The organism is Pseudomonas sp. LBUM1671 (assembly GCF_059695685.1).
Map to the genome: position 1 here is coordinate 2,396,877 of NZ_CP166782.1, position 22,488 is coordinate 2,419,364.

General features: G+C 60.2%; 19 protein-coding genes. 10 read left to right on the top strand and 9 right to left on the bottom strand.

Annotated features, from left to right (window positions below):
* Nucleotides 1-41: 41 nt before the first annotated feature.
* The 3 genes from ACA060_RS11000 to ACA060_RS11010 are packed head-to-tail and all read right to left on the bottom strand — an operon-like array spanning nucleotide 42 to nucleotide 3,981.
* Entirely contained in the window at nucleotides 42-1,202 is a 1,161-nt protein-coding gene (locus tag ACA060_RS11000; protein ID WP_497317170.1) for an iron-containing alcohol dehydrogenase, read from the bottom strand.
* Nucleotides 1,203-1,205: 3 nt separating this feature from the next.
* Nucleotides 1,206-2,597, bottom strand: a complete 1,392-nt coding sequence (locus tag ACA060_RS11005) for an aldehyde dehydrogenase family protein (RefSeq protein WP_497317172.1) — start codon at nucleotides 2,595-2,597, stop codon at nucleotides 1,206-1,208.
* Between the two features lie 10 nt (nucleotides 2,598-2,607).
* The gene (locus ACA060_RS11010; RefSeq protein WP_109629574.1) at nucleotides 2,608-3,981 is read right to left on the bottom strand and encodes a glutamine synthetase family protein; all 1,374 of its coding nucleotides are present in this window, start codon (nucleotides 3,979-3,981) and stop codon (nucleotides 2,608-2,610) included.
* A gap of 391 nt (nucleotides 3,982-4,372) precedes the next feature.
* On the opposite strand from ACA060_RS11010, the gene ACA060_RS11015 reads away from it, so the two are divergent.
* The 6 genes from ACA060_RS11015 to ACA060_RS11040 all read left to right on the top strand — a co-directional run bounded on the left by ACA060_RS11015 (nucleotide 4,373) and on the right by ACA060_RS11040 (nucleotide 12,354).
* On the top strand, nucleotides 4,373-6,274 hold the full coding sequence (locus ACA060_RS11015) for a potassium transporter Kup (protein ID WP_497317174.1): 1,902 nt from the start codon (nucleotides 4,373-4,375) through the stop codon (nucleotides 6,272-6,274).
* Nucleotides 6,275-6,453: 179 nt separating this feature from the next.
* A complete protein-coding gene (locus ACA060_RS11020; protein ID WP_497317176.1) occupies nucleotides 6,454-7,458 on the top strand; it encodes a helix-turn-helix transcriptional regulator in 1,005 nt (334 codons plus the stop codon).
* 193 nt (nucleotides 7,459-7,651) lie between these two features.
* The gene (locus ACA060_RS11025) at nucleotides 7,652-9,493 is read left to right on the top strand and encodes an amidohydrolase (RefSeq protein ID WP_497317178.1); all 1,842 of its coding nucleotides are present in this window, start codon (nucleotides 7,652-7,654) and stop codon (nucleotides 9,491-9,493) included.
* A 166-nt stretch (nucleotides 9,494-9,659) separates the two neighbouring features.
* Nucleotides 9,660-11,057 carry a purine-cytosine permease family protein gene (locus tag ACA060_RS11030; protein WP_497317180.1) on the top strand — a complete coding sequence of 466 codons (1,398 nt, stop codon included), beginning with the start codon at nucleotides 9,660-9,662 and terminating at the stop codon, nucleotides 11,055-11,057.
* Nucleotides 11,058-11,217: 160 nt separating this feature from the next.
* Nucleotides 11,218-11,871: a peroxiredoxin gene (locus ACA060_RS11035; protein ID WP_403104202.1), complete on the top strand. Its 654-nt coding sequence runs from the start codon at nucleotides 11,218-11,220 to the stop codon at nucleotides 11,869-11,871.
* A 24-nt stretch (nucleotides 11,872-11,895) separates the two neighbouring features.
* The gene (locus tag ACA060_RS11040) at nucleotides 11,896-12,354 is read left to right on the top strand and encodes a GNAT family N-acetyltransferase (protein WP_497317182.1); all 459 of its coding nucleotides are present in this window, start codon (nucleotides 11,896-11,898) and stop codon (nucleotides 12,352-12,354) included.
* A 52-nt stretch (nucleotides 12,355-12,406) separates the two neighbouring features.
* On the opposite strand, the gene ACA060_RS11045 is transcribed toward ACA060_RS11040, so the two are convergent.
* A complete protein-coding gene (locus ACA060_RS11045) occupies nucleotides 12,407-12,853 on the bottom strand; it encodes a cupin domain-containing protein (protein WP_109629589.1) in 447 nt (148 codons plus the stop codon).
* A gap of 193 nt (nucleotides 12,854-13,046) precedes the next feature.
* Between ACA060_RS11045 and ACA060_RS11050 the strand changes: the two genes are divergently transcribed.
* The 3 genes from ACA060_RS11050 to ligD are packed head-to-tail and all read left to right on the top strand — an operon-like array spanning nucleotide 13,047 to nucleotide 18,037.
* Complete coding sequence (locus tag ACA060_RS11050; protein WP_497317184.1) at nucleotides 13,047-14,432, top strand: iron-containing redox enzyme family protein; 1,386 nt, start codon at nucleotides 13,047-13,049, stop codon at nucleotides 14,430-14,432.
* Between the two features lie 9 nt (nucleotides 14,433-14,441).
* Nucleotides 14,442-15,434, top strand: coding sequence for a methyltransferase (locus ACA060_RS11055; RefSeq protein WP_497317186.1), 993 nt, complete (start codon nucleotides 14,442-14,444; stop codon nucleotides 15,432-15,434).
* Nucleotides 15,431-18,037, top strand: a complete 2,607-nt coding sequence (ligD, locus tag ACA060_RS11060) for a DNA ligase D (protein ID WP_497317188.1) — start codon at nucleotides 15,431-15,433, stop codon at nucleotides 18,035-18,037. The genes ACA060_RS11055 and ligD overlap by 4 nt, the downstream gene beginning before the upstream one ends.
* 64 nt (nucleotides 18,038-18,101) lie before the next feature.
* Here ligD and ACA060_RS11065 read toward each other — a convergent pair whose 3' ends face one another.
* The 5 genes from ACA060_RS11065 to ACA060_RS11085 all read right to left on the bottom strand — a co-directional run bounded on the left by ACA060_RS11065 (nucleotide 18,102) and on the right by ACA060_RS11085 (nucleotide 20,972).
* Entirely contained in the window at nucleotides 18,102-18,776 is a 675-nt protein-coding gene (locus ACA060_RS11065) for a DUF3313 domain-containing protein (RefSeq protein WP_497317190.1), read from the bottom strand.
* 179 nt (nucleotides 18,777-18,955) lie between these two features.
* A complete protein-coding gene (locus tag ACA060_RS11070) occupies nucleotides 18,956-19,234 on the bottom strand; it encodes a DUF3303 domain-containing protein (protein WP_497317192.1) in 279 nt (92 codons plus the stop codon).
* Between the two features lie 182 nt (nucleotides 19,235-19,416).
* Nucleotides 19,417-19,956 (bottom strand): HD domain-containing protein, encoded by a 540-nt coding sequence (locus ACA060_RS11075; RefSeq protein ID WP_497317194.1) that lies wholly within the window; start codon nucleotides 19,954-19,956, stop codon nucleotides 19,417-19,419.
* Nucleotides 19,957-19,967: 11 nt separating this feature from the next.
* Nucleotides 19,968-20,369 (bottom strand): hypothetical protein, encoded by a 402-nt coding sequence (locus ACA060_RS11080; protein WP_109629612.1) that lies wholly within the window; start codon nucleotides 20,367-20,369, stop codon nucleotides 19,968-19,970.
* 33 nt (nucleotides 20,370-20,402) lie between these two features.
* Nucleotides 20,403-20,972, bottom strand: a complete 570-nt coding sequence (locus ACA060_RS11085; RefSeq protein ID WP_497317196.1) for an RrF2 family transcriptional regulator — start codon at nucleotides 20,970-20,972, stop codon at nucleotides 20,403-20,405.
* Between the two features lie 256 nt (nucleotides 20,973-21,228).
* Between ACA060_RS11085 and ACA060_RS11090 the strand changes: the two genes are divergently transcribed.
* Entirely contained in the window at nucleotides 21,229-22,434 is a 1,206-nt protein-coding gene (locus tag ACA060_RS11090) for an NAD(P)/FAD-dependent oxidoreductase (RefSeq protein ID WP_497317198.1), read from the top strand.
* Nucleotides 22,435-22,488: the final 54 nt, after the last annotated feature.

Consider the following 22,488-nt stretch of genomic DNA (forward strand, 5'->3'; position numbering starts at 1 on the left):
CTACACACTGTCCATGCCTTATGTCTGGACAGACAACTGCTCTAAATACGGCCGTGATAAGCCGCCGCGAAAATGTTTGCCGCGCCTTCCCGGGTCAATGGCAATGGATTGCCGCCGGCAGAGGGATCGACAATGGCCATGTCCGCGATCAAGTCTGCTTGCCGATCATCCACGCCCAATTCAACCAGCGTGTGCGGCACGCCGATGTCTTTGCGTAGTTTGAGGATGAAGGCCAGAAAGCTGTCGAACCCGGGCGAGGGCAGGCGCAGATAAGCCGCCAGGCGTGTGATGCGCTCTTCGATGGCCGGGCGATTGAATTGCAAGACGTAGGGCATGAAGGTGGCGTTGGTCATGCCGTGATGGGTGTCGTACAGCGCGCCGACCGGATGCGAGAGGGCGTGCATGCCGCCCAGGCCTTTCTGGAATGCCGTGGCGCCCATCGCGGCGGCGGCGAGCATTTGCGCACGTGCATCCAGGTCGGACGGTGTGTGGACGGCCCGCACCAGGGCGCTGGCCACCAGGCGCATGCCTTCCACTGCGATGCCGTCGGCTAAAGGGTGAAAGCCGGGAGCGCAGTAGGCTTCCAGGCAATGCGCCAAGGCGTCCATGCCCGTGCCGGCGGTGACTTTTGCCGGCATGCCGACGGTCAGGGCCGGGTCGCTGATGACCACGCGCGGCATCATTTTCGGGTGGAAGATGATGCGTTTGGTGTGGGTGCGCTCGTCGATGATCACCGCCGCGCGACCGACTTCCGAACCGGTGCCTGCGGTGGTCGGCACTGCGATAACCGGGGCGATTTGGCTTTCGTCGGCGCGAGTCCAGTAGTCGCCGATGTCTTCGAAATCCCAGACCGGCCGGGTCTGGCCGCTCATGAAGGCGATGAGCTTGCCCATGTCCAGGCCGCTGCCGCCGCCGAAGGCGACCACGCCATCGTGTTTGCCGGCGCGCCAGGCATCGAGCCCGCCCGCGAGGTTGGCTTCGACGGGATTGGGCTTGAGGTCGCAAAACAGCGCGACACCGAGGCCGGCATCACGCAAGGCGTCCAGCGCCGCCGTGGTGATCGGGGCGCGCGCCAGGCCGCTGTCGGTGACCAGTAACGGTCGCTGGATACCCTGGCTGCGACAGACTTCGGCCAGCTCGGCGATGCGGCCGACGCCGAAGCGGATGCTCGTGGGGTAGTTCCAGTTCCCGGTCAGGCTCATGGCTCAGATCTCATGGCGCAAATGGAAGGATTTCGCTCGGGTCAGATGCTCGTAACCCAGGCGCGACAGGGTCACTCCGCGGCCGCTGTTCTTGACGCCGGTCCAGGCCAGGGCCGGGTCGAGGTAATCGCAACGGTTCATGAACACGGTACCGGTGTCGATCTCGTTGCCCAGGTGTTCGGCGGCGGCGAGGTCCTGGGTCCAGAGGGAAGCGCTGAGCCCGAACTCGCTGTCGTTCATCAAGGCGATGGCTTCGTCATCACTGGCCACCGGCATGATGCCGACCACCGGGCCAAAGCTTTCTTCGCGCATCACCGACATTTGATGAGTGACGTCGATCAGCACCTGCGGCGCGAGGTAGGCGCTGCCCGGTGCGTCGAAGGGAAAGGCCTTCGGATCGATCAGTGCCTTGGCGCCTTTTGCCAACGCGTCGGCGATCTGGTCGCGCACGAATTCAGCCGCGCCCGGGTTCACCAGTGGGCCGAGCGTGGTGGCTTCATCCAGTGGATTGCCCAGCACGTATTGATTCGTCAGCACGACGAAGCGCTCGACAAAGGCCAAGTAGATTTTTTCATCGACATAGATGCGCTCCACGGCACAGCAACTTTGCCCGGAGTTGAAGAAGCTGCCGTCCACCAGGTTTTCCACCGCATGTTCAAGGTTGGCGTCTGCGCGAACGTAGGCCGGGTCTTTGCCGCCAAGTTCCAGGCCCAGGCCGAGGAAGCGGCCCGTTGCGGCGGTTTCCATGGCTTTGCCGGCGTCGACCGAACCGGTGAAGTTCACCTGCTGCACGCGGCCGGAGGCGATGATCTCGCCAGTCTGGCGATGATCGAGCAGCAGGTTCTGGAACAGACCTTCGGGCAGATTGGCACGGCGAAATGCTTCGCCGAACCGTTCACCCACCAGCAGCGTTTGCGAAGCGTGTTTGAGGATGACGCTGTTGCCGGCCATCAACGCCGGAATGATCGTATTCACTGCCGTCAGATAGGGGTAATTCCATGGCGCGATGACCAGCACCGTGCCGAGCGGCTCACGTTTGGTATGCCGTCGAAAACCGGCGACAGGCGTGGGTTCAACCGCTGCCAACGCTTCAGGCGCAATGGCGATCATATGCCGGGCGCGCTCTTCGAAGCCGCGCAGTTCGCCCGCGCCAAAGCGCACCGGGCGGCCCATCTGCCAGGCCAGCTCCGGGACGATTTCGTCTTTCATGGCCAGCATCGCGTCCACCGCAGCGCTGCAAAATGCGGCGCGCTCGCTCAGTGGCCGGCGTCTCCATAAAGCCTGGGCCGTTGCGGCTGCCGTCAGTGCCTGTTCGAGTTGAGTCTCATCGGCACAGCGACGTTCGACATAGACCCGGCCATCGACCGGTGAGATGAGTTGAATCGTTGCAGTCATGATGTCGGTCTCAATAGCGCTCGAAACCGCGCTGCAATTCCCAGTCGGTGATACGCCGGTCGTACTCTTTCTGCTCCCATTCGGCGGTGTGCACGTAGTGGTCGATCACTTCATCACCGAACGCTTCGCGCAACATCGTCGAGCTCTGGAGCGCGGCGCAGGCTTCGCGCAACGTCTTCGACACCTCAGGCAGATGTTCGTCAACGTAGGCATCGCCTTCGAAGGGCGGCGTGAGGTTGAGCTTCTCGTCGATACCCGCCAGGCCCGCGGCAATCAATGCGGCGAAGGCCAGATATGGGTTGAGGTCGGCGCCGCCGATGCGGCATTCGATGCGGATGGATTTGCTGCTTTCCGCACACAGACGAAAGCCTGCGGTGCGATTATCGCGACTCCAGACCGCCCGGGTCGGCGCAAAGGTGCCGGCCTGGAAACGCTTGTAGGAATTGATATAGGGCGCGAGAAAGCAGGTGATGTCGTTGGCATACTTCAGCTGCCCGGCCACCCAGGCGCGCATCAGTTTCGACATGCCGAACTCAGCCTTGGCGTCGAAGAACAGCGGTTTTTTGCCGTTCTTGTCCCACAGCGAATTGTGGATATGGCTGCTGGAACCGGCGGCATCATACCGCCACTTGGCCATGAACGTGATCGCCTTGCCTTGCAGCTGCGCGATCTCTTTGCAGGCGTGCTTGATGATGACGTGGTGGTCGGCCATGGTCAGCGCATCGGCGTAACGAATGTTGATCTCTTCCTGGCCCGGGCCCCATTCACCCTTGGAGTTTTCCACGGGAATGCCGGACGCCTGCAGATGCTTGCGAATCGCCCGCAGCACCGGCTCCTCGCGAGTGGTCTGGAGGATGTTGTAATCCTCGATGTAGTGGCCGGCAGTCTTCGGCTTGAGGTAATTGCGTTTGTGGATAGCCTCGTAGCTTTCGTCGAACAGATAGAACTCAAGTTCCGAGGCGAACATGCCGGTGTAGCCGCGTTCGCGCAGTCGCTCGATCTGCTTTTTCAGGATCGCCCGCGGACTGTGCGGCAGGTCGCGCCGATGGTGGTGATCGAGCACGTCGCACAACACCAGCGCCGTGCATTCGAGCCAGGGCACTCGCCGCAACGTCGACATGTCAGGCTTGAGGACAAAGTCGCCGTAGCCTTTGCTCCAACTGGCAGCGGCGTAACCCGGCACGGGTTCCATGTCGATGTCGTCGGCCAGCAGGTAGTTGCAGCAGTGGGTTTCTTCATGGCCGCTGTCGATGAAAAACTCGACCTGGAATCGCTTGCCGACCAGTCGGCCTTGCATGTCGACCATGCAAACAAGAACAGTATCAATTTCGCCGGAGGCGGCAGCACGCTTGAGTTGATCAAAACTGAGGAGGGGCTCGGTCATCACGTAGTCCTGCGTGAAATGGTTGGGCCTGTCTGAAATAGCTGTTGCAGACGCTCTCCAGAACAACCCAAAACCTGCAGACGCGAGCATCGTGTGCAATAAGCTGCTCTAAGCTTAGCCTACGGTTGCTGAACGCAAGTTTTCTCGCGAGCAGACAAAAATGGTGAAGAAGAGAACTCGACACGTACCGACGTCTCGAACTGCAGCCCCCGGATTACCTGGCTGCCGTAAAAATTTTTACGCTTTCTTTACGTTCGTTGCTTTTGCCCGCAACGATACTGGCCGCGATTTTTTTGATCGTCCATGCGCCTTGCTTTTCCAATGGCCCTGGCAAACTGTATTGCCCAAGGATGGGATGCACTTCCTCCCCGTAATTTGAGAGAAGCGACCCTTGAGTGAGACAGCAACCGTTGCACACGAAGACTTCCCATCCAAAACCTCTGGAGTGGGCTTGCTCGTCGCCGCTGTCGGGGTGGTTTACGGGGACATTGGCACCAGCCCCCTCTACACGCTGAAAGAAGTATTTTCCGGCCACTACGGTGTCCAGGTAAACCATGACGGCGTGCTCGGTATTCTGTCGTTGATCTTTTGGTCACTGATCTGGGTCGTCTCGATCAAATACGTGCTGTTCATCCTGCGTGCCAACAACCAGGGTGAAGGCGGCATCATGGCGTTGACAGCGTTAGCCCGCCGCGCGGCTGCGCCTTATCCGTACATGAGCAAGGTCCTGGTGTTGCTCGGCCTGTTTGGTGCGGCACTTTTTTACGGGGACAGCATGATCACCCCGGCTATTTCAGTGCTCTCTGCGGTCGAAGGACTTCAGCTGGCGTTTGACGGGATAGAGCACTGGGTTGTGCCCCTGTCAGTGGTCGTGTTGGTGGCGCTGTTCTTGATACAGAAACATGGTACGGCCCGAATCGGCATCCTGTTCGGCCCTGTCATGGTGCTGTGGTTTGTGGTGTTGGGTGCACTCGGTGTCTACGGTATTTTGCAGCGCCCCGAAGTTCTGCAAGCGCTTAACCCCGCTTGGGCCGTGCAGTTTTTCGTGGTTCATCCGGGCATGGGTGTAGCGATTTTGGGCGCTGTCGTGTTGGCACTGACCGGTGCTGAGGCGCTGTATGCCGACATGGGCCACTTTGGGCGCAAACCGATTTCCCGTGCCTGGTTCATTTTGGTGTTGCCAGGGTTGGTTCTCAATTATTTTGGCCAGGGTGCGCTGATCCTGGAGAACCCGGACGCTGTGCGCAATCCGTTCTATCTGCTCGCGCCGAGCTGGGCGCTGCTGCCGATGGTCGCGCTGTCCACACTGGCGACCATCATCGCTTCTCAAGCCGTGATCTCTGGTGCTTTCTCCCTGACGCGACAGGCTATCCAGCTAGGTTACGTTCCTCGGATGTTTATCCAGCACACCTCCAGCCAGGAACAGGGGCAAATTTACATCGGCACGGTCAACTGGGCGCTGATGGTCGGTGTTGTGCTGCTGGTGATCGGCTTCGAGTCGTCCAGTGCCTTGGCTGCTGCCTATGGGGTCGCTGTGACGGGCACCATGTTGATCACCACCATTTTATCTTCAGCTGTCGTCCTGCTTCTTTGGAAAACGCCGCGCTGGCTGGCCATCCCGATGCTGCTCGGATTTTTGCTGGTAGACGGTCTGTACTTCGCCGCCAATGCGCCGAAGATTTTTCAGGGCGGTGCGTTTCCGGTGATCGCCGGTATTGGCCTGTTCATCTTGATGACCACCTGGAAGCGAGGGCGAAAAATCATCGTCGAGCGGTTGGACGAGACCGCACTGCCTCTGCCGTTGTTCATCAGCAGCATTCGTTCGCAGCCGCCGCATCGGGTGCAGGGTACGGCGGTTTTTCTGACGGCCAGGGCCGATGCAGTTCCGCATGCGCTACTGCACAATCTGCTGCATAACCAGGTTTTGCACGAGCAGGTAGTATTGCTAACCGTGGTGTCCGAAGACAGTCCTCGGGTGCCTGCTGATCGACGATTTGAAGTTGAAGCTTATGGCGAAGGTTTCTTCCGAGTCAGTCTGCACTTCGGTTTCATGGAGGAGCCCGATGTACCGATGGCCTTAAGTCTTTGTCACTTGAATGAGCTGGATTTCAGTCCGATGCGCACGACCTATTTCCTCAGTCGGGAGACGGTGATCGCCACCAAGCGCATGGGTATGGCGCGCTGGCGAGAAAGTCTGTTCGCGTTCCTGCTGAAGAATGCCAACAGCAACCTGAAATATTTCAGATTGCCACTGAACAGGGTGATTGAACTGGGGACTCAGGTGGAGATGTAAGGACAAACAAGGACGCGAACATGGTCAGTCCACTCACAGAGTTTCTGTGAGTGTCTTGAGGTGCTGATTGCGCAGACCATTGGTAAACAGCTGTACAACCTGAACAGCTCGCTGGACGCTATTACCCGGCCTATGGCATCGTCGAAAAAATACGTCGTACAGCGAACAGGATCAGAACGATGGAGGAGGGTGATGAAGTCGGCGCGCAGCCGTCGATGGCAACGCTCAAGGCGTTCAATCGTTGCGTGCTGCACCTGGGGCGGCTGGCTCGGGAGCGTGGCGCCTCGCAGTTCATCGCCGAAGGCCTGCAAGCGTTCCGCCAACTGGTGCCCTTTGCGTCGGCGTGGTGGGGCGAGATGTCTGCATCAGCCGTCAACGCACCGCCTAAAAGCTGGATGCACGGGCGCATCAACCTGCCCGAATCGTTTGCCGCTGAATGGCACAAGAGCGCGGGCCGCGACAAATTCTCCCACGACACCCTGAGTCAACCCGGTGCGGTCGTGCGCGACAGCGGCTTCACCGATCCTGATGAAGCGGTGGACGCCTTCGCTCGGCGCCATGACCTCTTTCATCCGATGTGCATCACCTTCGAATTGCCCGAAAGCGGCTTGATGTTTTTCGTCTGTCTCTACCGTGGCATGGATGCTCCTGCGTTCAGCGACAGCGAGGCCGCGTTGTTTTCGGCGTTCTGCGATCACCTGTTGCAGCTGTGGCGATTTCAGGTGCAAGACATGATCCGCGTCGACACGGGCAACGGCGCGAGCGACTTCGGTGTGGCGCGCATGGACGGCAGTCTGCTGTACGTCGGCGCCAGCCTGTGCGCCGCCATCCAGCGCGAGTTGCCCGGGTGGAGCGGTTCGATGCTGCCGGCCGAGGTGATCGGGCAACTGCAAAAGGCCCCTTGCGTGATGCGTCTGGGCCGGTGTGCGCTGACGCTGAGTCCCAACGCAGAGCATGTGATTCTGTCGCTCGAAGCGCAGTCCCGCGCAGCAGTGCTCCCGCCACGGGAACGGACGGCGGCGATGCTGTTTGCGGCGGGTCATTCCTATAAAGAAATTGCGAAAATCCTGACCCTGAGCCCGGCGACCGTGCGCACTTATCTGCGCAACTGCTACTTGCAGCTCGGCGTGAAAAGCAAGGTCGAACTGGGTTCCGTCCTGCGAGACGCCACACGCCGCGATTAACGCCACAAATCTCCCCAACTAAATGCTCGCTCCCACAAGGGGAGATTTGTTGCTGGGCTATTTTTGTTGCCCCTCCTCATTTGTGGAGGTCCCGCAGGCGGCGGCGCTCTATAGGGTATGCCCTGCATATCAGGGGCTTGCACGGCAGTCTGTCCGGGCCACTTCCAAAACTATAAAAACAGAGGTGAGGCAGTTGAAATTTTCCAGGCTGTTTATCGCGGTTGCGACCACTACGGCACTTTCTTCCATGGCGCTGGTGGGGTGTCAGACCCAGGGCTCGGCGCCCGCTGACATGGTGATGCGCAACGGCTACGTCTACACCGTCGATGGCCAGAACTCCGTGCAGCAGGCGATTGCCGTTTCGGGCGGGAAGATCGTTTATGTCGGCAGCGACGAAGGGGTTTCTGCGTACATCGGCAAGCAGACCCAGTTGATCGATCTGGCCGGGCGCATGCTGATGCCGGGCTTCATCGATGCGCACATGCACCCGGGGGACGGCGGTCGCGCCATGACCTTGTGCGACCTGAAATACCAGACGATGACGCGCAAGGTATTCCAGGAAACCATTCAAGCGTGCCTGGACGCCGACAAGGACAAGGGCCCCGATGTCTGGCTCGAAGTCGGCAGCTGGGATCGCATGGGCATGGACGGACTCGACGGCGACCCGGACAAATCAACGCTGGACGCGCTCAAGACCCAGCGTCCGATCCAGGTCCGCTCCACCGACTTCCATACCGTGCTGACCAACTCCCGCGGCCTGGCCGTGGCCGGCATCAACAAAAACACCGCCAATCCGAGCGATGGCAAATACGTGCGTGACAGCGCCGGCAACCCGAACGGCATCTGCGAAGACGGCGCGGCCGATGCCATGGCCGCCGTGGTGCCACCCGCCACCGATGCAGAGAAACTCAACCAGACCCGCGCCGCGCTCGACGCCATGCGCCAGCAAGGCATCACCAGTTTCTTCGATGCCTTGTCGGGGCCGGAAAGTGGCAAAGCCTTCACCAGCCTGCAGCAGTCGGGCGAGCTGACCGCCCGGGCCTTGCTGGCGATCAAACTGGACCCGGCCGCCGCAGCAGCAGACCCGACAAAAACCATCGCCGAAGCCAAGGCATTGGCCACGACTTACGATCAGGGCGAAGCCAAAGTCGCGCCGGGCGTGAGCATGCGCCACGTCAAATTGTTCATGGACGGCATCATCAATGCCCCGGCGGACACCGGGGCAATGCTGACGCCGTACTTGAAAAATGCCGGAACCGAAAAGGCACCGAAGTGGACAGCGGGCAAGAACGTCGGTGAGCTGTACTTCCCGCCGCAAGTGCTCAAGCCGTTGCTGTTGCAAGCCGTTCAAGCCGGCCTCGACCCGCACCTGCACGCCACCGGAGACCGTGCGGTGCGTGACTCGCTGAACGGCATCGAACACGTGCGTCAGCAATTGCCTGGCAATGGTTTTCGCCCGGCCATCACTCACAACGAGTCCGTGGACCCTGCCGACTATCCACGCTTCAAGGCCCTCGACGTGACCGCCAACATGTCCTTCCAGTGGGCCCAGCAGGCGCCATCCACAATCGACGGCACCAGCGATCACCTCGGTGCCCAGCGTTTCGCTCGCATGGAACCGTCGGGCAGCATCGCCCGGTCCGGCGGTCGCGTGGCGTATGGCAGTGACTGGCCTGTCGACCCGCTCGACGAGTTCCTCGCGTTGAAGATCGGCGTCACCCGCTCAGGCGATCCGCAGAACCCCCACAGCTATGGCCCCAAGTACGCCGGCCGGTTGAATGCCGACCCGGCACTGTCGCGCACGGACGTGCTGCGCACCATCACCATCAATGCTGCCGAACAGCTGAAACTGGACGCGGTGGTCGGCTCGGTGGAAGTGGGCAAGTTCGCCGACCTGATCGTCCTGGACAAGAACTTCATGCAAGTGCCTGAGGATGAATTGGCCCGAAATGAAGTGCTGATGACGGTGGTCGGCGGCAAGGTTGTGTGGGCCAAGGCGCCGCTTGTGGCTGGCGTACAAAAGCCGATCCAATAAAGGCCAAACACAAAACCCTTGTGGGAGCGAGCCTGCTCGCGATAGCGGTGTGTCAGCCAGCATAAATGTCGACTGACACTCCCTCATCGCGAGCAGGCTCGCTCCCACAGGTTCTGCGCCATAGATGATCGTCAGTAGCGTCCACCCATAACAAGAGAACACCGTAATGACCCAACAACGAAGTCCCCTGATCGAGACCCGTTCGATCGATTACATCCCCGAGGCCGAGCGTCATGGCAGCCTCTACAGCCAGTTCACCCTGTGGCTCGGCGCCAACCTGCAAATCACCGCCATCGTCACCGGCGCACTGGCCGTGGTGCTGGGCGGTGACGTGTTCTGGTCGCTCATCGGCTTGCTGATCGGCCAGGTGCTCGGCGGCGCGGTCGTGGCCTTGCACGCCGCCCAGGGACCTAAGCTCGGGCTGCCGCAGATGATCTCCAGTCGTGTGCAATTCGGAGTCTATGGGGCGGCGATCCCGATTGTGCTGGTGTGTCTGATGTACCTTGGTTTCAGCGCAACCGGCGCGGTCCTGTCAGGGCAGGCTATTGCGCAGCTGATCCATGTCAGCGACAGCGCCGGCATCCTGATTTTCGCCGCCTGCATCGCGTTTCTGACGATCTTCGGCTATCGGGTGATTCACCTGGTCGGACGGGTGGCCAGCGTGCTGGGCATCATTGCCTTTGCCTACCTGTTTACCCGGCTGATGACGCTCAATGATATCGGCCTGTTGCTGGAAAACCGTCACTTCGGCTGGAGCACCTTCCTGCTGGCCGTGTCGCTGTCCGCGTCCTGGCAAATCGCCTTCGGCCCTTACGTGGCCGACTACTCACGCTACTTGCCGAGTAAAACCTCGTCCTGGAAGACCTTCGCTGCCGTCGGCCTGGGCACCGTGCTCGGCGCCCAGGCGTCCATGGTGCTGGGCGTGTTTGCCGCAGCGTTGGCCGGCGTGAATTTTCGCGGTCATGAAGTGGCAACCATCGTCGGCCTGGGCAGTACCGGGGTGATGGCCTCGCTGCTGTACTTGAGCGTGGTGTTCGGCAAGGTCACGGTGTCGACGCTCAACGCGTATGGCAGCTTCATGTGCGTGGCGACGATCATCAGTGGCTTTCGCAGCCGTCTCGAAATCACCGCCCGCCAGCGCATGGTGTTTGTGCTGTTGATTGTCGCGGCGTCCACCACGTTGGCGCTGCTGGGGCAGTACTCGTTCCTCAACTCGTTCAAGTACTTCATCCTGTTTCTGCTGACCTTCTTCACCCCGTGGAGCGCGATCAACCTGGTGGATTACTACTTCATCAACAAGGAACGCTACGACATTCCGGCGTTGTCCGATCCGGCAGGCCGTTATGGTCGCTGGAACGTGCGCGGGATCAGCGTGTATGTCATCGGCGTATTGATCCAGTTGCCTTTCGTCGACACCCATTTCTACTCCGGACCGATGGTCGCGCAGCTCGGCGGTGTCGATATTTCCTGGATCGTCGGGCTGGTGGTGCCGGGCATTTTCTACTACCTGCTGGCGAGAACATCAGCGGTGGCGGTGTTGCCTGAGCAGCCTTCAAAGGCTTGAATCAAGGACTTACAAAGTGAATGCGCCGGTCACCGGCATGTCTTGAAGCGTCTCCTATACTGATCCGCGTTGACAGGTTCAACACAGATCCCGAACGCCGTTGGAACCGCGACTCGCGTTCCGACGGCTTCCCTACGAACTCACCCTCAGGAGAACGATCATGACCATCCGCATTGGCGACGAAGCACCGGACTTTACCGTCGAAAGCACCGAAGGCACGCTGCATTTCCATGAGTGGATCGGCGACAAGTGGGCGATTCTGTTCTCGCATCCCAAGGACTTCACCCCGGTGTGCACCACTGAACTCGGTTACATGGCCGGGCTCAAGCCGGAGTTCGACAAACGCAACACCAAGGTCGTCGGGCTCAGCGTCGACCCCGTCAGTAACCATGCAAGCTGGGCCAAGGACATCGAAGAAACCCAGGGACATGCGGTCAACTACCCCATGATCGGCGACGAGAACCTGGTGGTGGCCAAGCTCTACGACATGATCCATCCAAATGCCAGCGGCGGCGCACGCACGGCCGTAGACAACGCCACGGTGCGTTCCGTGTTCATCATCGGGCCGGACAAAAAGGTCAAGGCGATGCTCATCTACCCAATGAGCGCCGGGCGTAACTTTGATGAGGTACTGCGCCTGCTCGATGCGCTGCAATTGAATGCCAAGCACACCGTTGCCACCCCGGTTAACTGGCGTCCGGGTGAAGATGTGATCATCCCGACCTCGGTGTCCGATGAGGACGCGAAGAAGAAATACCCGGATGGTTTCAAAACGGTGAAACCTTATTTGCGCACGGTGGCGCAACCGAAGTAACTCATACGTACGGAGACCCTCAGCATGGCCGTTCAAGTCTTGCGCGTCGACACAACGCACATCGACAAAATCGCGAGTCTCTTCGACGCTTATCGAGGCTTTTACGGCCAGCCTTCGAACTTGCAGCAGTCTCGGGATTTCATTGCTGAGCGCGTTGCCCGGGATGAATCGGTTATTTTTTTCGCATCGGATTCCACCGGCGATGCGCAGGGGTTCGTCCAGCTGTATCCGACGTTCTCCTCAATCGACGCCCACCGCACCTGGCTGCTCAGCGACCTGTTCACCGCCCCCGAGGCAAGGGGGCAGGGCGTGGGGAGGTTATTGATGAACGCTGCCCGAGCCTTTGCGCTATCGACTGGCGCCAAGGGCATGGTGCTGGAAACGGCTACGGATAATTTCGGCGCTCAGCGGTTGTATGAGTCGTTGGGTTACGTGCGCGACACCGGTTATTACACCTACTGCCTCGACTTGAAGCAGGGTTGACTGAGTCACGCCACCCCTGTTGCCACTGGCGAAGCCTGCGCAGACTCGGCAGCTACACGGCAGGCGGTGATTTCGGCACCAGAAAGATGACCCCATGCGCTTCGGCAATCTCGAGTATCCGCGGCAAATCCTCCGGCACCCTTAATTGATCCACCGCCGCAAAAAACTGCCCGCCCCGTGGATCCGACACCACGCCAATCATCTTCGCGGTAGGGCTGATGTTCTTGTAGGCATGGATGGATCCGCCGGGGATATGCACGTACCCCCCGGCAGAGACAGTGGTGGACTTGCCCGCCACAGTCACTTCGACCTGGCCGTCGACCACGTAGAACGCTTCGTCCCAAGGATGAAAATGCGGCGGCGGTCCCCCGCCTTGCACGCCTTCCTGAATATGCATTTCAAAGGGCTTGCTCAGGTCGCCGCCTGCGAGAATCGTGATCGCCTCGCCCACGACATTCACCGGCGCAGGCGCTTGTTCGATGACGTGCACCGTTCGCATGATTACTCTCCGAAGATGAGTCAACACCCACTGAGTATATGCCTGGCGCGTCAGCCAAGCGGCGCCCCCACAAGCCCGTCCGTCAGGGCAAATTCAACGCCAATTGAATTTTTATCCAGGCAAATCGCTCTGCTGATGTAGAGACCTGTTGATTCAGCGTCCTGCCACTGGCCTCAGACCGAGAGATGCGCCCATGACTGCCCTGACACGACTTGAATCGCGGACTGCCGACGAACACCCGATCCCGGACGCCGGAAGCCAGAAACAAGCCTATGAACAACTGCTACTGAGCGACGACCCCGAGCAACGGCGCGCACTTGCCCGAAGCTTTCTTGAGGCGCAGATCGAACACGCCACCGACCTGCCTCAGGAGATGCCGACGGACCTGTCGGCGCTGCAATCGTTCGTCGAGCAGCACAGCGTCGAGGTCGCCCGCCAATACGCCGACTACTTGCAACAACGCAAGGCAGGCGGGCCGCGCCAGTTCTTTACGAACAAGGCGCACGCGCTGTTTTTCCTGCAAGCCGTGGCTCCGACTAAACTGGTTGACGGCGCCTGGCTGTATGGCCTGTTACGTCAGTGGCGCGACCCGCGTTTTGAAGGGCTGATTTGCACTTATCTGGAAGAGCTGGGCGACGGCAACCCGGCGCAGAATCACGTGGTGATCTACCGCAAGCTGCTCGCCGAACATGGCCTGCAAGACACCGGGGTGATCGCCGACGAGCATTACCTGCAAGGCGTGATGCAACTGGCGCTGGGCGAATCCGCCGACGAGTTTCTGCCGGAGGTGATCGGCTACAACCTCGGCTACGAACAACTGCCGCTGCATTTGCTGATCAGCGCCTATGAACTCAGCGAACTGGGTATCGATCCGTATTACTTCACCCTGCACGTGACCATCGACAATGCCAGCACCGGCCACGCGCACAAGGCCGTGCAGTCGGTGCTGCGGCTGCTGCCGGTGGAGGGCGATCGTGAAGACTTTCTGCGCCGGGTCGGGTTGGGTTATCGGCTTAATGATCTGGGGCAGGGCAGTCGCGCGATCATCGAATCGTTCGATCTCGACACCGAGCTGCTCAACATGCTTGAGCGCAAGCGTCCGTTCGGCCAGCACATGCATTCCGACTACTGCCGCTTCGAAGGCAAGACCGTCAACCAATGGCTGTCGGCACCCGAGCAGTTGCCAGGTTTCCTCACCGCCATGGAAAACAAAGGCTGGATCAAGCGTCAGCAGGACCCGCAAGCCAGCCGGTTCTGGCAGTTGATCGAGGGTGACGGTGCCGCGATGTTCGGGGTGTTCAGCCCTTACGAAAAACAGCTGCTGCATGACTGGATCGCCGGCGAATGGACGCCTGAGCGCCCGGCCCCAGCGGTTCGCCGGGGCACGAGCGTCGCGACAGAACCGCCGGTGCCCGAAAACGATCCGGACATTCAGAGCCTGCAAAGCTCGCTGGACGGGCTTGCCGCACACGAACAGATGCCGGTGTTGATCCCATGGTTGTCGGCGCATCGGCATTCTCATCCGGCCGGCCTGATGGCCACGCGACGGTTCATCGAACTCAAATCCCACCTGCGATAGGAGCACGGCATGAATCAGGAAGAGCAACTGGGCACGGCCGATCTGGCGCTGGTGCAACTGGGGCGCCGCTTGCAGGCCGATGGCTACCGGTTCATCACCCCGACGCCGCTCACCCATCAGCGGGTCAACGACCGCGCTTTCGGACAGAGCGCTCGGACCCTGCGTGATGTGTTCGGTTGGTCTCGCTCGTTCGAACCGGGCCTGCTGTCGGCGGATGAACAGTTGCAGTTACAGCAGGCGGGCGTCCTTCAAGAAAGCAACGGCCGACTGAAAAGCCGCGTCCGCTGGTCCAGCCTGGATGAAATGCTGTTCGTGCACTCGGGGTTTCCTACCGATGCAGCTGACGCGGTGTTTTTCGGCCCGGACAGCTACCGTTTCGCGCAGCTTATTCACGCCCATTTGCAGCAAAACTTCGCCCCGATCCGACGCGCCGTGGACATCGGCTGCGGCGCGGGTGTCGGAGCGATTGTGATTGCCCGCGCACGCCGTGAAGCCGAAGTGCTGGCCGTCGACATCAACCCCGCGGCGCTACGCTTGACGGCCGTCAACGCGGCGCTGGCCGAAGTCGCTAACGTCACGGTCGAAGCCAGCGATGTGCTGCAAGACGTCGACGGCCATTTCGACCTGATCGTCGCCAATCCGCCCTACATGGCCGACCCAGCCGAGCGTGCTTACCGCCATGGCGGCGGCGAATTCGGTGAGCAATTGTCGTTGCGCATTGTCGAGCAGGCGTTGTATCGCCTGGCGCCGGGTGGCTCTTTGGTGCTGTACACCGGGGTGGCAATGATCGATGGCCAGGACCCGTTTCTCGAGGCGCTGACCCCGCATCTCGAGGCGTCGATGTTCGGCTGGACCTACCGCGAACTCGATCCCGATGTGTTCGGTGAAGAGCTGCTGACCCCCGGTTATCAACGGGTGGAGCGGATTGCAGTCGTGGCCTTGATCGTCACGCGCATCGGCTCCGGCATTGGGGGAAGCGTTGAGCCAGCAGGTGCGCCATGAGCAAGAATCTCGACGACTACAACCGCATGCGCGATTTCTCGGCGACCTCTGAACCCGCCGCGAAACGCTCGGGCAAAAAAACCGCGAAAGACCACGCCTTGCAGTTCTGTATCCAGAAGCACGATGCCTCGCGCCTGCACTATGACTTTCGCTTGGAACTCGACGGTGCATTGAAGAGTTGGGCAGTGCCCAAAGGCCCTTCGCTGGACCCCAAGGTCAAGCGCCTGGCGGTCCACGTTGAAGACCATCCGATCGATTACGCCACGTTCGAGGGCAGCATTCCAGAAGGGCATTACGGCGCCGGCGACGTGATTGTCTGGGACCGGGGCGTATGGATTCCGCAGGAAGATCCGGCCAAGGCCTACGCCAAGGGAAAACTCAAGTTCGAACTCAAAGGCGAGAAACTCGGCGGCCTGTGGAATCTGGTGCGCACGCATATGCCCGGCAAGCAGGAGCAATGGTTTCTGATCAAGCACCAGGACAGTGCGGCGAAACCCGAAAGCGATTACGACGTGGTCGTCGCCGAACCGGACAGCGTGCTCAGTGACCGAACCATCGTCCCCAGGAAGGCAAAGGCCGAGGCCAAACCCAAACCCAAACCGGTCAAGAAGCCTGCGCGCAAGGTCACGCCGAAAGAACAGTCAGCGCAACTCACCGGCGCGCACAAGGCCAAGCTGCCTGACCAGCTCAAACCGGAATTGGCGACGTTGGTGGAAAAAGCCCCGCAGGGCGAGTGGAGTTATGAGATCAAGTTCGACGGCTACCGGATCATGGCCCGCATCGACCACGACGAGGTGAAACTCTTCACCCGCAACGGCCACGACTGGACCCACAAGCTGCCGAAACAGGCCGAGGCGCTGGCGGCGCTGGGCCTCGAATCCGCCTGGCTCGACGGTGAAATGGTGGTGGCCAACGAGCAGGGCGTGCCGGACTTTCAGGCGCTGCAAAATGCCTTCGAAGCCAACCGCAGTGGCAACATCGTTTATTACCTGTTCGATATGCCTTACCTCAATGGCGTCGACCTGCGCGAAGTACCGGTCGAGGAGCGGCGGGTCGCGCTGGCGACGGTGCTCAAACCCAATAAAGACCCGCTGCTGCGTTTCTCCGACGCGTTCGGCGAAGAACCGGAAGCCTTGCTCAACAGTGCGTGCCAGATGCAGATGGAAGGGCTGATCGGCAAGCGCCTGGGTTCGCCTTACGTGTCCCGGCGCAGCAACGACTGGATCAAGCTCAAGTGCAAGCATCGGCAGGAGTTCGTTGTGGTCGGTTTCACCGATCCCAAAGGTGCGCGCAATGCCTTCGGTGCGTTGCTGTTGGGCCTGCATGACCGTGACAGCGGCGAGTTGCGCTACGCCGGCAAGGTCGGCACCGGGTTCAACGAGACCACGCTCAAGCACATCTACGAACAGCTGAAACCGTTGCAGGTGAAAAAGCCGGCAGTGGTCAATCCACCGACCGGTTTTGACGCCAAGGGCGTGCATTGGCTCAAACCGGTTTTGCTCGCCGAAGTTGCGTTCGCCGAGATGACCAAGGACGGGTCGGTACGCCACGCGGTGTTCCATGGCTTGCGCGATGACAAACCCGCCGAAGACATCACTGAGGAGCGTCCGAAAGCCGTGAAAGCCCAGACCAGCAAGAAAGCCGCTGCTGACAAGCCTGCCGCCGCGGCGAAAAAGAAACCGGCCAAGGCAGCGCCCGCGCCCTCACAAATCGGCCTCGGCGAAGGCAAGGTGCGCATCACCCATCCAGACCGGGTAATCGATGCCAGCAGCGGCACCACCAAAGTGCAGCTGGCGGAGTATTACGCCAGTGTCGCCGAATGGATCTTGCCCGAGCTCAAGGACCGGCCAGTAGCGCTGGTGCGCGCCCCGGACGGCATCGCCGGCGAGCTGTTCTTTCAGAAAAACGCCGAGCGCCTGGCCATTCCGGGCATCACTACGCTGGACAAGGACGTAACCGGCCAACCGGTGATGATCATCAACAACGCCGAAGCCTTGATCGGTGCGGTGCAGATGAGCACCGTCGAGCTGCACACTTGGAACGCCACCACGGAGAATCTCGACAAGCCTGACCGCTTCGTCCTCGACCTCGACCCGGACCCGGCGCTGCCGTGGAAAAGCATGGTCGAGGCGACTCAATTGACGCTGTCGGTGCTTGATGAATTGGGGCTCAAGGCCTTTCTCAAGACCAGCGGCGGCAAGGGGATTCACCTGGTGGTGCCGCTGACTCGCAAATTGGGTTGGGACGAGGTGAAGGACTTCAGCCATGCGATTGTCAGCCACATGGCCAAGTTGCTGCCGGAACGTTTTTCTGCGGTGTCGGGGCCGAAGAATCGAGTCGGGCGGATCTTCATCGATTACCTGCGCAATGGTCTGGGCGCCACCACCATTTGCGCCTATGCCGCCCGCACCCGTGAAGGGCTGCCGGTGTCGGTGCCGATCTTTCGCGAAGAAGTGGCCGAGTTGAAGGGCGGTAATCAGTGGAACATCCACAACGTGCAGGAGCGACTGGCGGAAGTGGGTGATGAGCCCTGGGCGGACCTGAAGAAAACCCGGCAAGCGATCACCGCCGACATGCGTCGGCGGGTCGGGATGAAAAAATAGCGCCCGACACAGCCTTGTAGCAGCTGCCCTGTGGCGAGGGGATAAATCCCCTCGCCACAGGTTGCTAGCGGATAAACGCCTGCAAATCGCTGGTCAGTTTATCGATCGCCACTTTGAAATCCTTGGCAGTGATTTTCTGGCTGGCGTTTTCCAGTGTGCTGCCAAACACCTTGCGCACCACCTTGGCCACGGTCTGGTTGTTGCTGGGATCGATAAATTCAGCCTCGATGAACAGCGTGGTGTCCTGATCCCGATGCCCGCTGGCTGCGGAAACGCCACCGACGACAGCCGCGACAGGCACCACTTCATACCATTTCATGCCTTCGTTTTCCGCATTCACCCCGGTGATCGCCGCGCGCATGATCAGTTTTTTTGAACCGGCCGGCGCTGATTGTTCGCTCGACACCACCCGGTATCTCTGGCCCAGCACGCCTTTGGTCTTGCTGGTCATGTAGCTCTGCAGTTCATCCAGGGTTTGCCGATTGACCCGCTCGTTGGGCTTTGGCGCCGGATAGAGCTCCAGCTTGTTGAAGACGACGGTGTCATAGGCTTTCGGATTCCACGACGGGCTGACCCAGCGCATCGCGGTTTCGCCGCTGCTGGTGGTGACTTGCTGCAAGTTGTTGTAGTTGGACAGGAAGCCTGAGTACTGGTCTTTTTCCGTGACTTTCGAGGTGCACCCGCCGAGCAACAGGCTGGCAAGTGCAGCGCCTATGAACAGTTTCTGCGACAGGTTCATTTGTTTTCTACTCCGTAGGTTCAGCGCAGGGTCGGCCCGGTCAGTCCAGGCCGGGGCAAACCCTGGCTCAAACCGGATCCTTCGCCATGAGCGTAGGTTCGGTCGCAGAATTTTCCAGTCGGTTTCAGTGGTTCGACAGAGGATGGGGCGGCGAGCAACATCCGCCGCCCCGATGACAGCTATTTGCCGACCGTACCTGCCAGCAGCGGTGCCATTTGTTCATCGGTCAATGCCGCCTGGACGTCCATCTTCATGATGTCGTTCCACTCCAGCACCCACTTCTGAATCAGCACCAGATCACTGGCTTCTGCGATGCCAAAACCGCTCGAACCACCGACGGCATGCCAACGCCCGAGCATCTGCACGCCGGCCGGTGGGACGGCGCCGGTCTTGAGGAAGCGCTCGATCGCTTTGTTACGGTTGTCCGAATTTATCGACCAGCTGACGATGAATAACATTTGCCACCTCCTGTTACGGATCGGCACCTGTTTGTCTGAGCGCACCGGGTTGGCGCCGGGACCACGGTGACGCTGTGTCTAGCGCTACTTGCCCCCTGTGAAGGCATAGCAGCGCCCGGCCGTGTGCGTACGACCGCTGATCCTCTTTAATGGCTTTTTTCGAGGTTTGAGCGACGCCTGTTTCACCAGCGAAACATCGGCAGCGGCTTGAGCGGGGAGCGCAGGAATTGCCGCGCGGTTTGCCGGAGCAGCATCTCGTGAAAGCCATGATTGGGCAGCGCCAACTTCACTGATTTGATGTACGCCCGTGGCAGACCGAACGTCAGCAGGCCGAGGGATACATCAATGACATCGGCGCGTCGGAAGGGCTCGACGCTGAGCGCATGGTCGGCAGCGTAAGGCCGCACTTTGTGGTGCTCCAGAATCAGCGCCGTCACTTCGCCACTCAGGTGCGACAGTTGCCGCTTGGCGAGGTAGTCGGTGGCCAGGCGAACCGAGGGTTCCAGGTAATCGATGGTCTGGTCGGTCCAGATGCCCAGGTCGTGAAACGCCCCCGCGATCTGCACGGCTTCGGAGGGCAGGCTTTCAATACCGCTGATCGCGCGGTAGAAGTTCAGCACCCGGTAAATGTGATTGCGATAACCCGGCAGATCGGTGCCGATCGCCAGCGCATAGGACGTGAGTATTTCGTCGGTAACGGGGAATTCGAGAAGGAGGTTCATCGGTGCGGACCTCAGGCGTCGCGCAACAGGTCATTGGCGTTGAGGATCTCGAAGGCGATCTCCGGGCGCTTCTCCAGGCTGCGACGAATCGCGGCCGGGATCGACTGCCGGGTCTTGCGACACAGACCGGGCAATTCGCCGAGGGTGATGCCGATGCCGCGCATGGTGCGTACTTCGTTGAAGCTGGGGACGATGTCCACGCGGATGCCCAATTGTTCGTACATGCGGTTTTGCAAGCGTTCGAGGTCAGCCAGGCTTTGCAGGTTTTCCAGACGATCAAGCAGACGCTTTTCTTCCTGACGGGTCAGAAACAGGATGCGCACGTCCGCCCCCGGTGTTTCCAGCAACGGGTCTCGCCCGCAGATGCAGGCGCCGGGCGGGCAGGGTGAGCGGATCGGGGTCGAGGTCGTCATGGGCCTTAATCATAGAGCGGCCCGGACAAATCGTCAGTCGGAAATATCGGTCGCCGGGATGATCTGTTCGCCATCGGGCTGAGTGCCGGTGGCGGTTTTCTTTTCCCGACGATCATTGATCCAGTTGTCCACCTGGGCGCCGAACTCGGCCGGGGCTTTTCGCCCGACTCTGCGGGCAAGGTCGAGAATAGTCTGCTGGGCGAGGGCATCTTCCATGCGTTGCTGTGCGGTCATCATCACCGCGTGAACCGAGCAATGACCTTCCACGGCCCACGTCGGCGGGGAACCGTCAAACAACGCGCAGCGCCCGCGGATATCTCGACAATCGAAGATCAGCTTCTGGCCGTCGATGGCGTTGACGATGTCCAGCACGCTGATTTCATCCGCCGGCCGCGCCAGTTTGAACCCGCCACGCACACCCTCGGTCGCCACAACCAGTTTGGCCTTGGCCAGCTTGGTGAAGATTTTTGCCAGGTAGTCCAGAGGCACGCCTTGCAGTTCAGCGAGGTCGCGCACGCTTGCCTCACGGCTATCGCCGTAATCGCCTACCAGAAAAAGCAGGCAGTGAATGCCGTACTCAACGCCCGCGCTGTAAAGAGACATGGTTATCTCCGACTGAATGAGTCGCCAATGTTACCAGCCGATGGTCAGTGCTGCAACGAGCCATCGGCATGGCTTGAACACCTTTATGCACTGCGCAGCTTGTGGGTAGAAGCTCTAGTGAGGACGGCCGAAGTATCTGTATGAGTGATGATAACCATCGATAGATGGTCATTGCTTCCGTTAACTCGGATCACTATAGTCGCCGTTGTCAGCTCGGCAACGAGTTCAGTCTTTAGTCTTCTTCGGAGTTAAAACAATGAAACAGCACATTCTGGTAATAGGCGCAGGTTTCGGTGGCATGTGGACGGCATTGAGCGCCACGCGCCTGTTGGACATTCACGATCACAATCACGTAGAAGTCACGGTACTGGCGCCTCAGGCCGAGCTGCGGGTACGTCCGCGCTTCTACGAGCCGAATGCTCATCAACTCGCTGCACCCCTCGGCGACCTGTTCGATGCGGTCGGTGTGAAGTTCATCAAGGGCGCCGCAGAAACCATCGACGTGCAGCAAAAACGCGTCGGCTACACCGATGCGTCGGGTGCCAAACAAGTGTGCAGCTACGACAAACTCGTTCTGGCCACCGGCAGCGGTCTCGCGCTGCCCAACACCCCGGGCGTGGCCAAACACGCCTTCGACGTGGACCAGATCGAACAAGCCGTGCGCCTGGAAAACCATCTGAAATCCCTGGCCAACCTGCCGCAAAGCAAAGCCCGCAACACCGTCGTGGTGGCCGGCGGTGGTTTCACCGGGATTGAAACAGCGACCGAAATGCCGGCGCGACTGCGGGCCATCCTCGGTGAAGACGCCGACATCGAAGTGATCATCGTTGATCGCGGCGAAAAAGTCGGGGCGTCCATGGGCAGCGAAATCAGCCATTCAATCGCCGAAGCCAGCTCTGAGCTGGGGGTGAAATGGCGCTTGAAGTCGTCGGTAGTGGCCGTCGATGAAAACGGTGTGACCCTGGACAATGGCCAGCGCATCGACGCCAAAACCGTGGTCTGGACCACCGGTGTACGGGCCAGCTCGCTCACCGAGCAGATCCCGGCCGAACGCGATCACCTCGGCCGCCTGCACGTCGACGCGCATCTGAAAGTCATCGGTCAGGACGACATTTTCGCCACGGGTGATGTGGCCTATGCCGCCACTGACGACATCGGCAACTACGCCTTGATGACCTGCCAACACGCGATCTCGCTGGGGCGTCACGCCGGCAACAACGTTGCTGCGCAAATTCTGGGCGTGGATCCGAGGGCGTACAGTCAGCCCAAGTACGTTACCTGTCTGGATCTGGGGGCGTGGGGCGCGGTGTACACCGAGGGCTGGGATCGCCAGGTGAAACTGGTCAAGGAGGAAGGCAAATCGCTGAAGACCCAGATCAACACGGTGTGGATCTACCCGCCGGCGGCTGACCGTGCAACAGCGCTGGCGGCAGCGGATCCGATGATTCCGGTTGTGGCCTGAGAGGTTGGCAGCGGTGTCTCGATGATACGGCCTGCCTGAAAAAATCCCGCTCAA

Excerpts from the sequence above, each read along its gene's own strand:
- ACA060_RS11070 (WP_497317192.1), bottom strand. The coding sequence starts at position 19,234 with ATGTTATTCATCGTCAGCTGGTCGATAAATTCGGACAACCGTAACAAA.
- ACA060_RS11035 (WP_403104202.1), top strand. The coding sequence starts at position 11,218 with ATGACCATCCGCATTGGCGACGAAGCACCGGACTTTACCGTCGAAAGC.
- ACA060_RS11050 (WP_497317184.1), top strand. The coding sequence starts at position 13,047 with ATGACTGCCCTGACACGACTTGAATCGCGGACTGCCGACGAACACCCG.
- ACA060_RS11005 (WP_497317172.1), bottom strand. The coding sequence starts at position 2,597 with ATGACTGCAACGATTCAACTCATCTCACCGGTCGATGGCCGGGTCTAT.
- ACA060_RS11085 (WP_497317196.1), bottom strand. The coding sequence starts at position 20,972 with ATGTCTCTTTACAGCGCGGGCGTTGAGTACGGCATTCACTGCCTGCTT.
- ACA060_RS11010 (WP_109629574.1), bottom strand. The coding sequence starts at position 3,981 with ATGACCGAGCCCCTCCTCAGTTTTGATCAACTCAAGCGTGCTGCCGCC.
- ACA060_RS11045 (WP_109629589.1), bottom strand. The coding sequence starts at position 12,853 with ATGCGAACGGTGCACGTCATCGAACAAGCGCCTGCGCCGGTGAATGTC.
- ligD (WP_497317188.1), top strand. The coding sequence starts at position 15,431 with ATGAGCAAGAATCTCGACGACTACAACCGCATGCGCGATTTCTCGGCG.
- ACA060_RS11040 (WP_497317182.1), top strand. The coding sequence starts at position 11,896 with ATGGCCGTTCAAGTCTTGCGCGTCGACACAACGCACATCGACAAAATC.
- ACA060_RS11065 (WP_497317190.1), bottom strand. The coding sequence starts at position 18,776 with ATGAACCTGTCGCAGAAACTGTTCATAGGCGCTGCACTTGCCAGCCTG.
- ACA060_RS11090 (WP_497317198.1), top strand. The coding sequence starts at position 21,229 with ATGAAACAGCACATTCTGGTAATAGGCGCAGGTTTCGGTGGCATGTGG.
- ACA060_RS11080 (WP_109629612.1), bottom strand. The coding sequence starts at position 20,369 with ATGACGACCTCGACCCCGATCCGCTCACCCTGCCCGCCCGGCGCCTGC.
- ACA060_RS11075 (WP_497317194.1), bottom strand. The coding sequence starts at position 19,956 with ATGAACCTCCTTCTCGAATTCCCCGTTACCGACGAAATACTCACGTCC.
- ACA060_RS11055 (WP_497317186.1), top strand. The coding sequence starts at position 14,442 with ATGAATCAGGAAGAGCAACTGGGCACGGCCGATCTGGCGCTGGTGCAA.
- ACA060_RS11020 (WP_497317176.1), top strand. The coding sequence starts at position 6,454 with ATGGAGGAGGGTGATGAAGTCGGCGCGCAGCCGTCGATGGCAACGCTC.
- ACA060_RS11000 (WP_497317170.1), bottom strand. The coding sequence starts at position 1,202 with ATGAGCCTGACCGGGAACTGGAACTACCCCACGAGCATCCGCTTCGGC.
- ACA060_RS11030 (WP_497317180.1), top strand. The coding sequence starts at position 9,660 with ATGACCCAACAACGAAGTCCCCTGATCGAGACCCGTTCGATCGATTAC.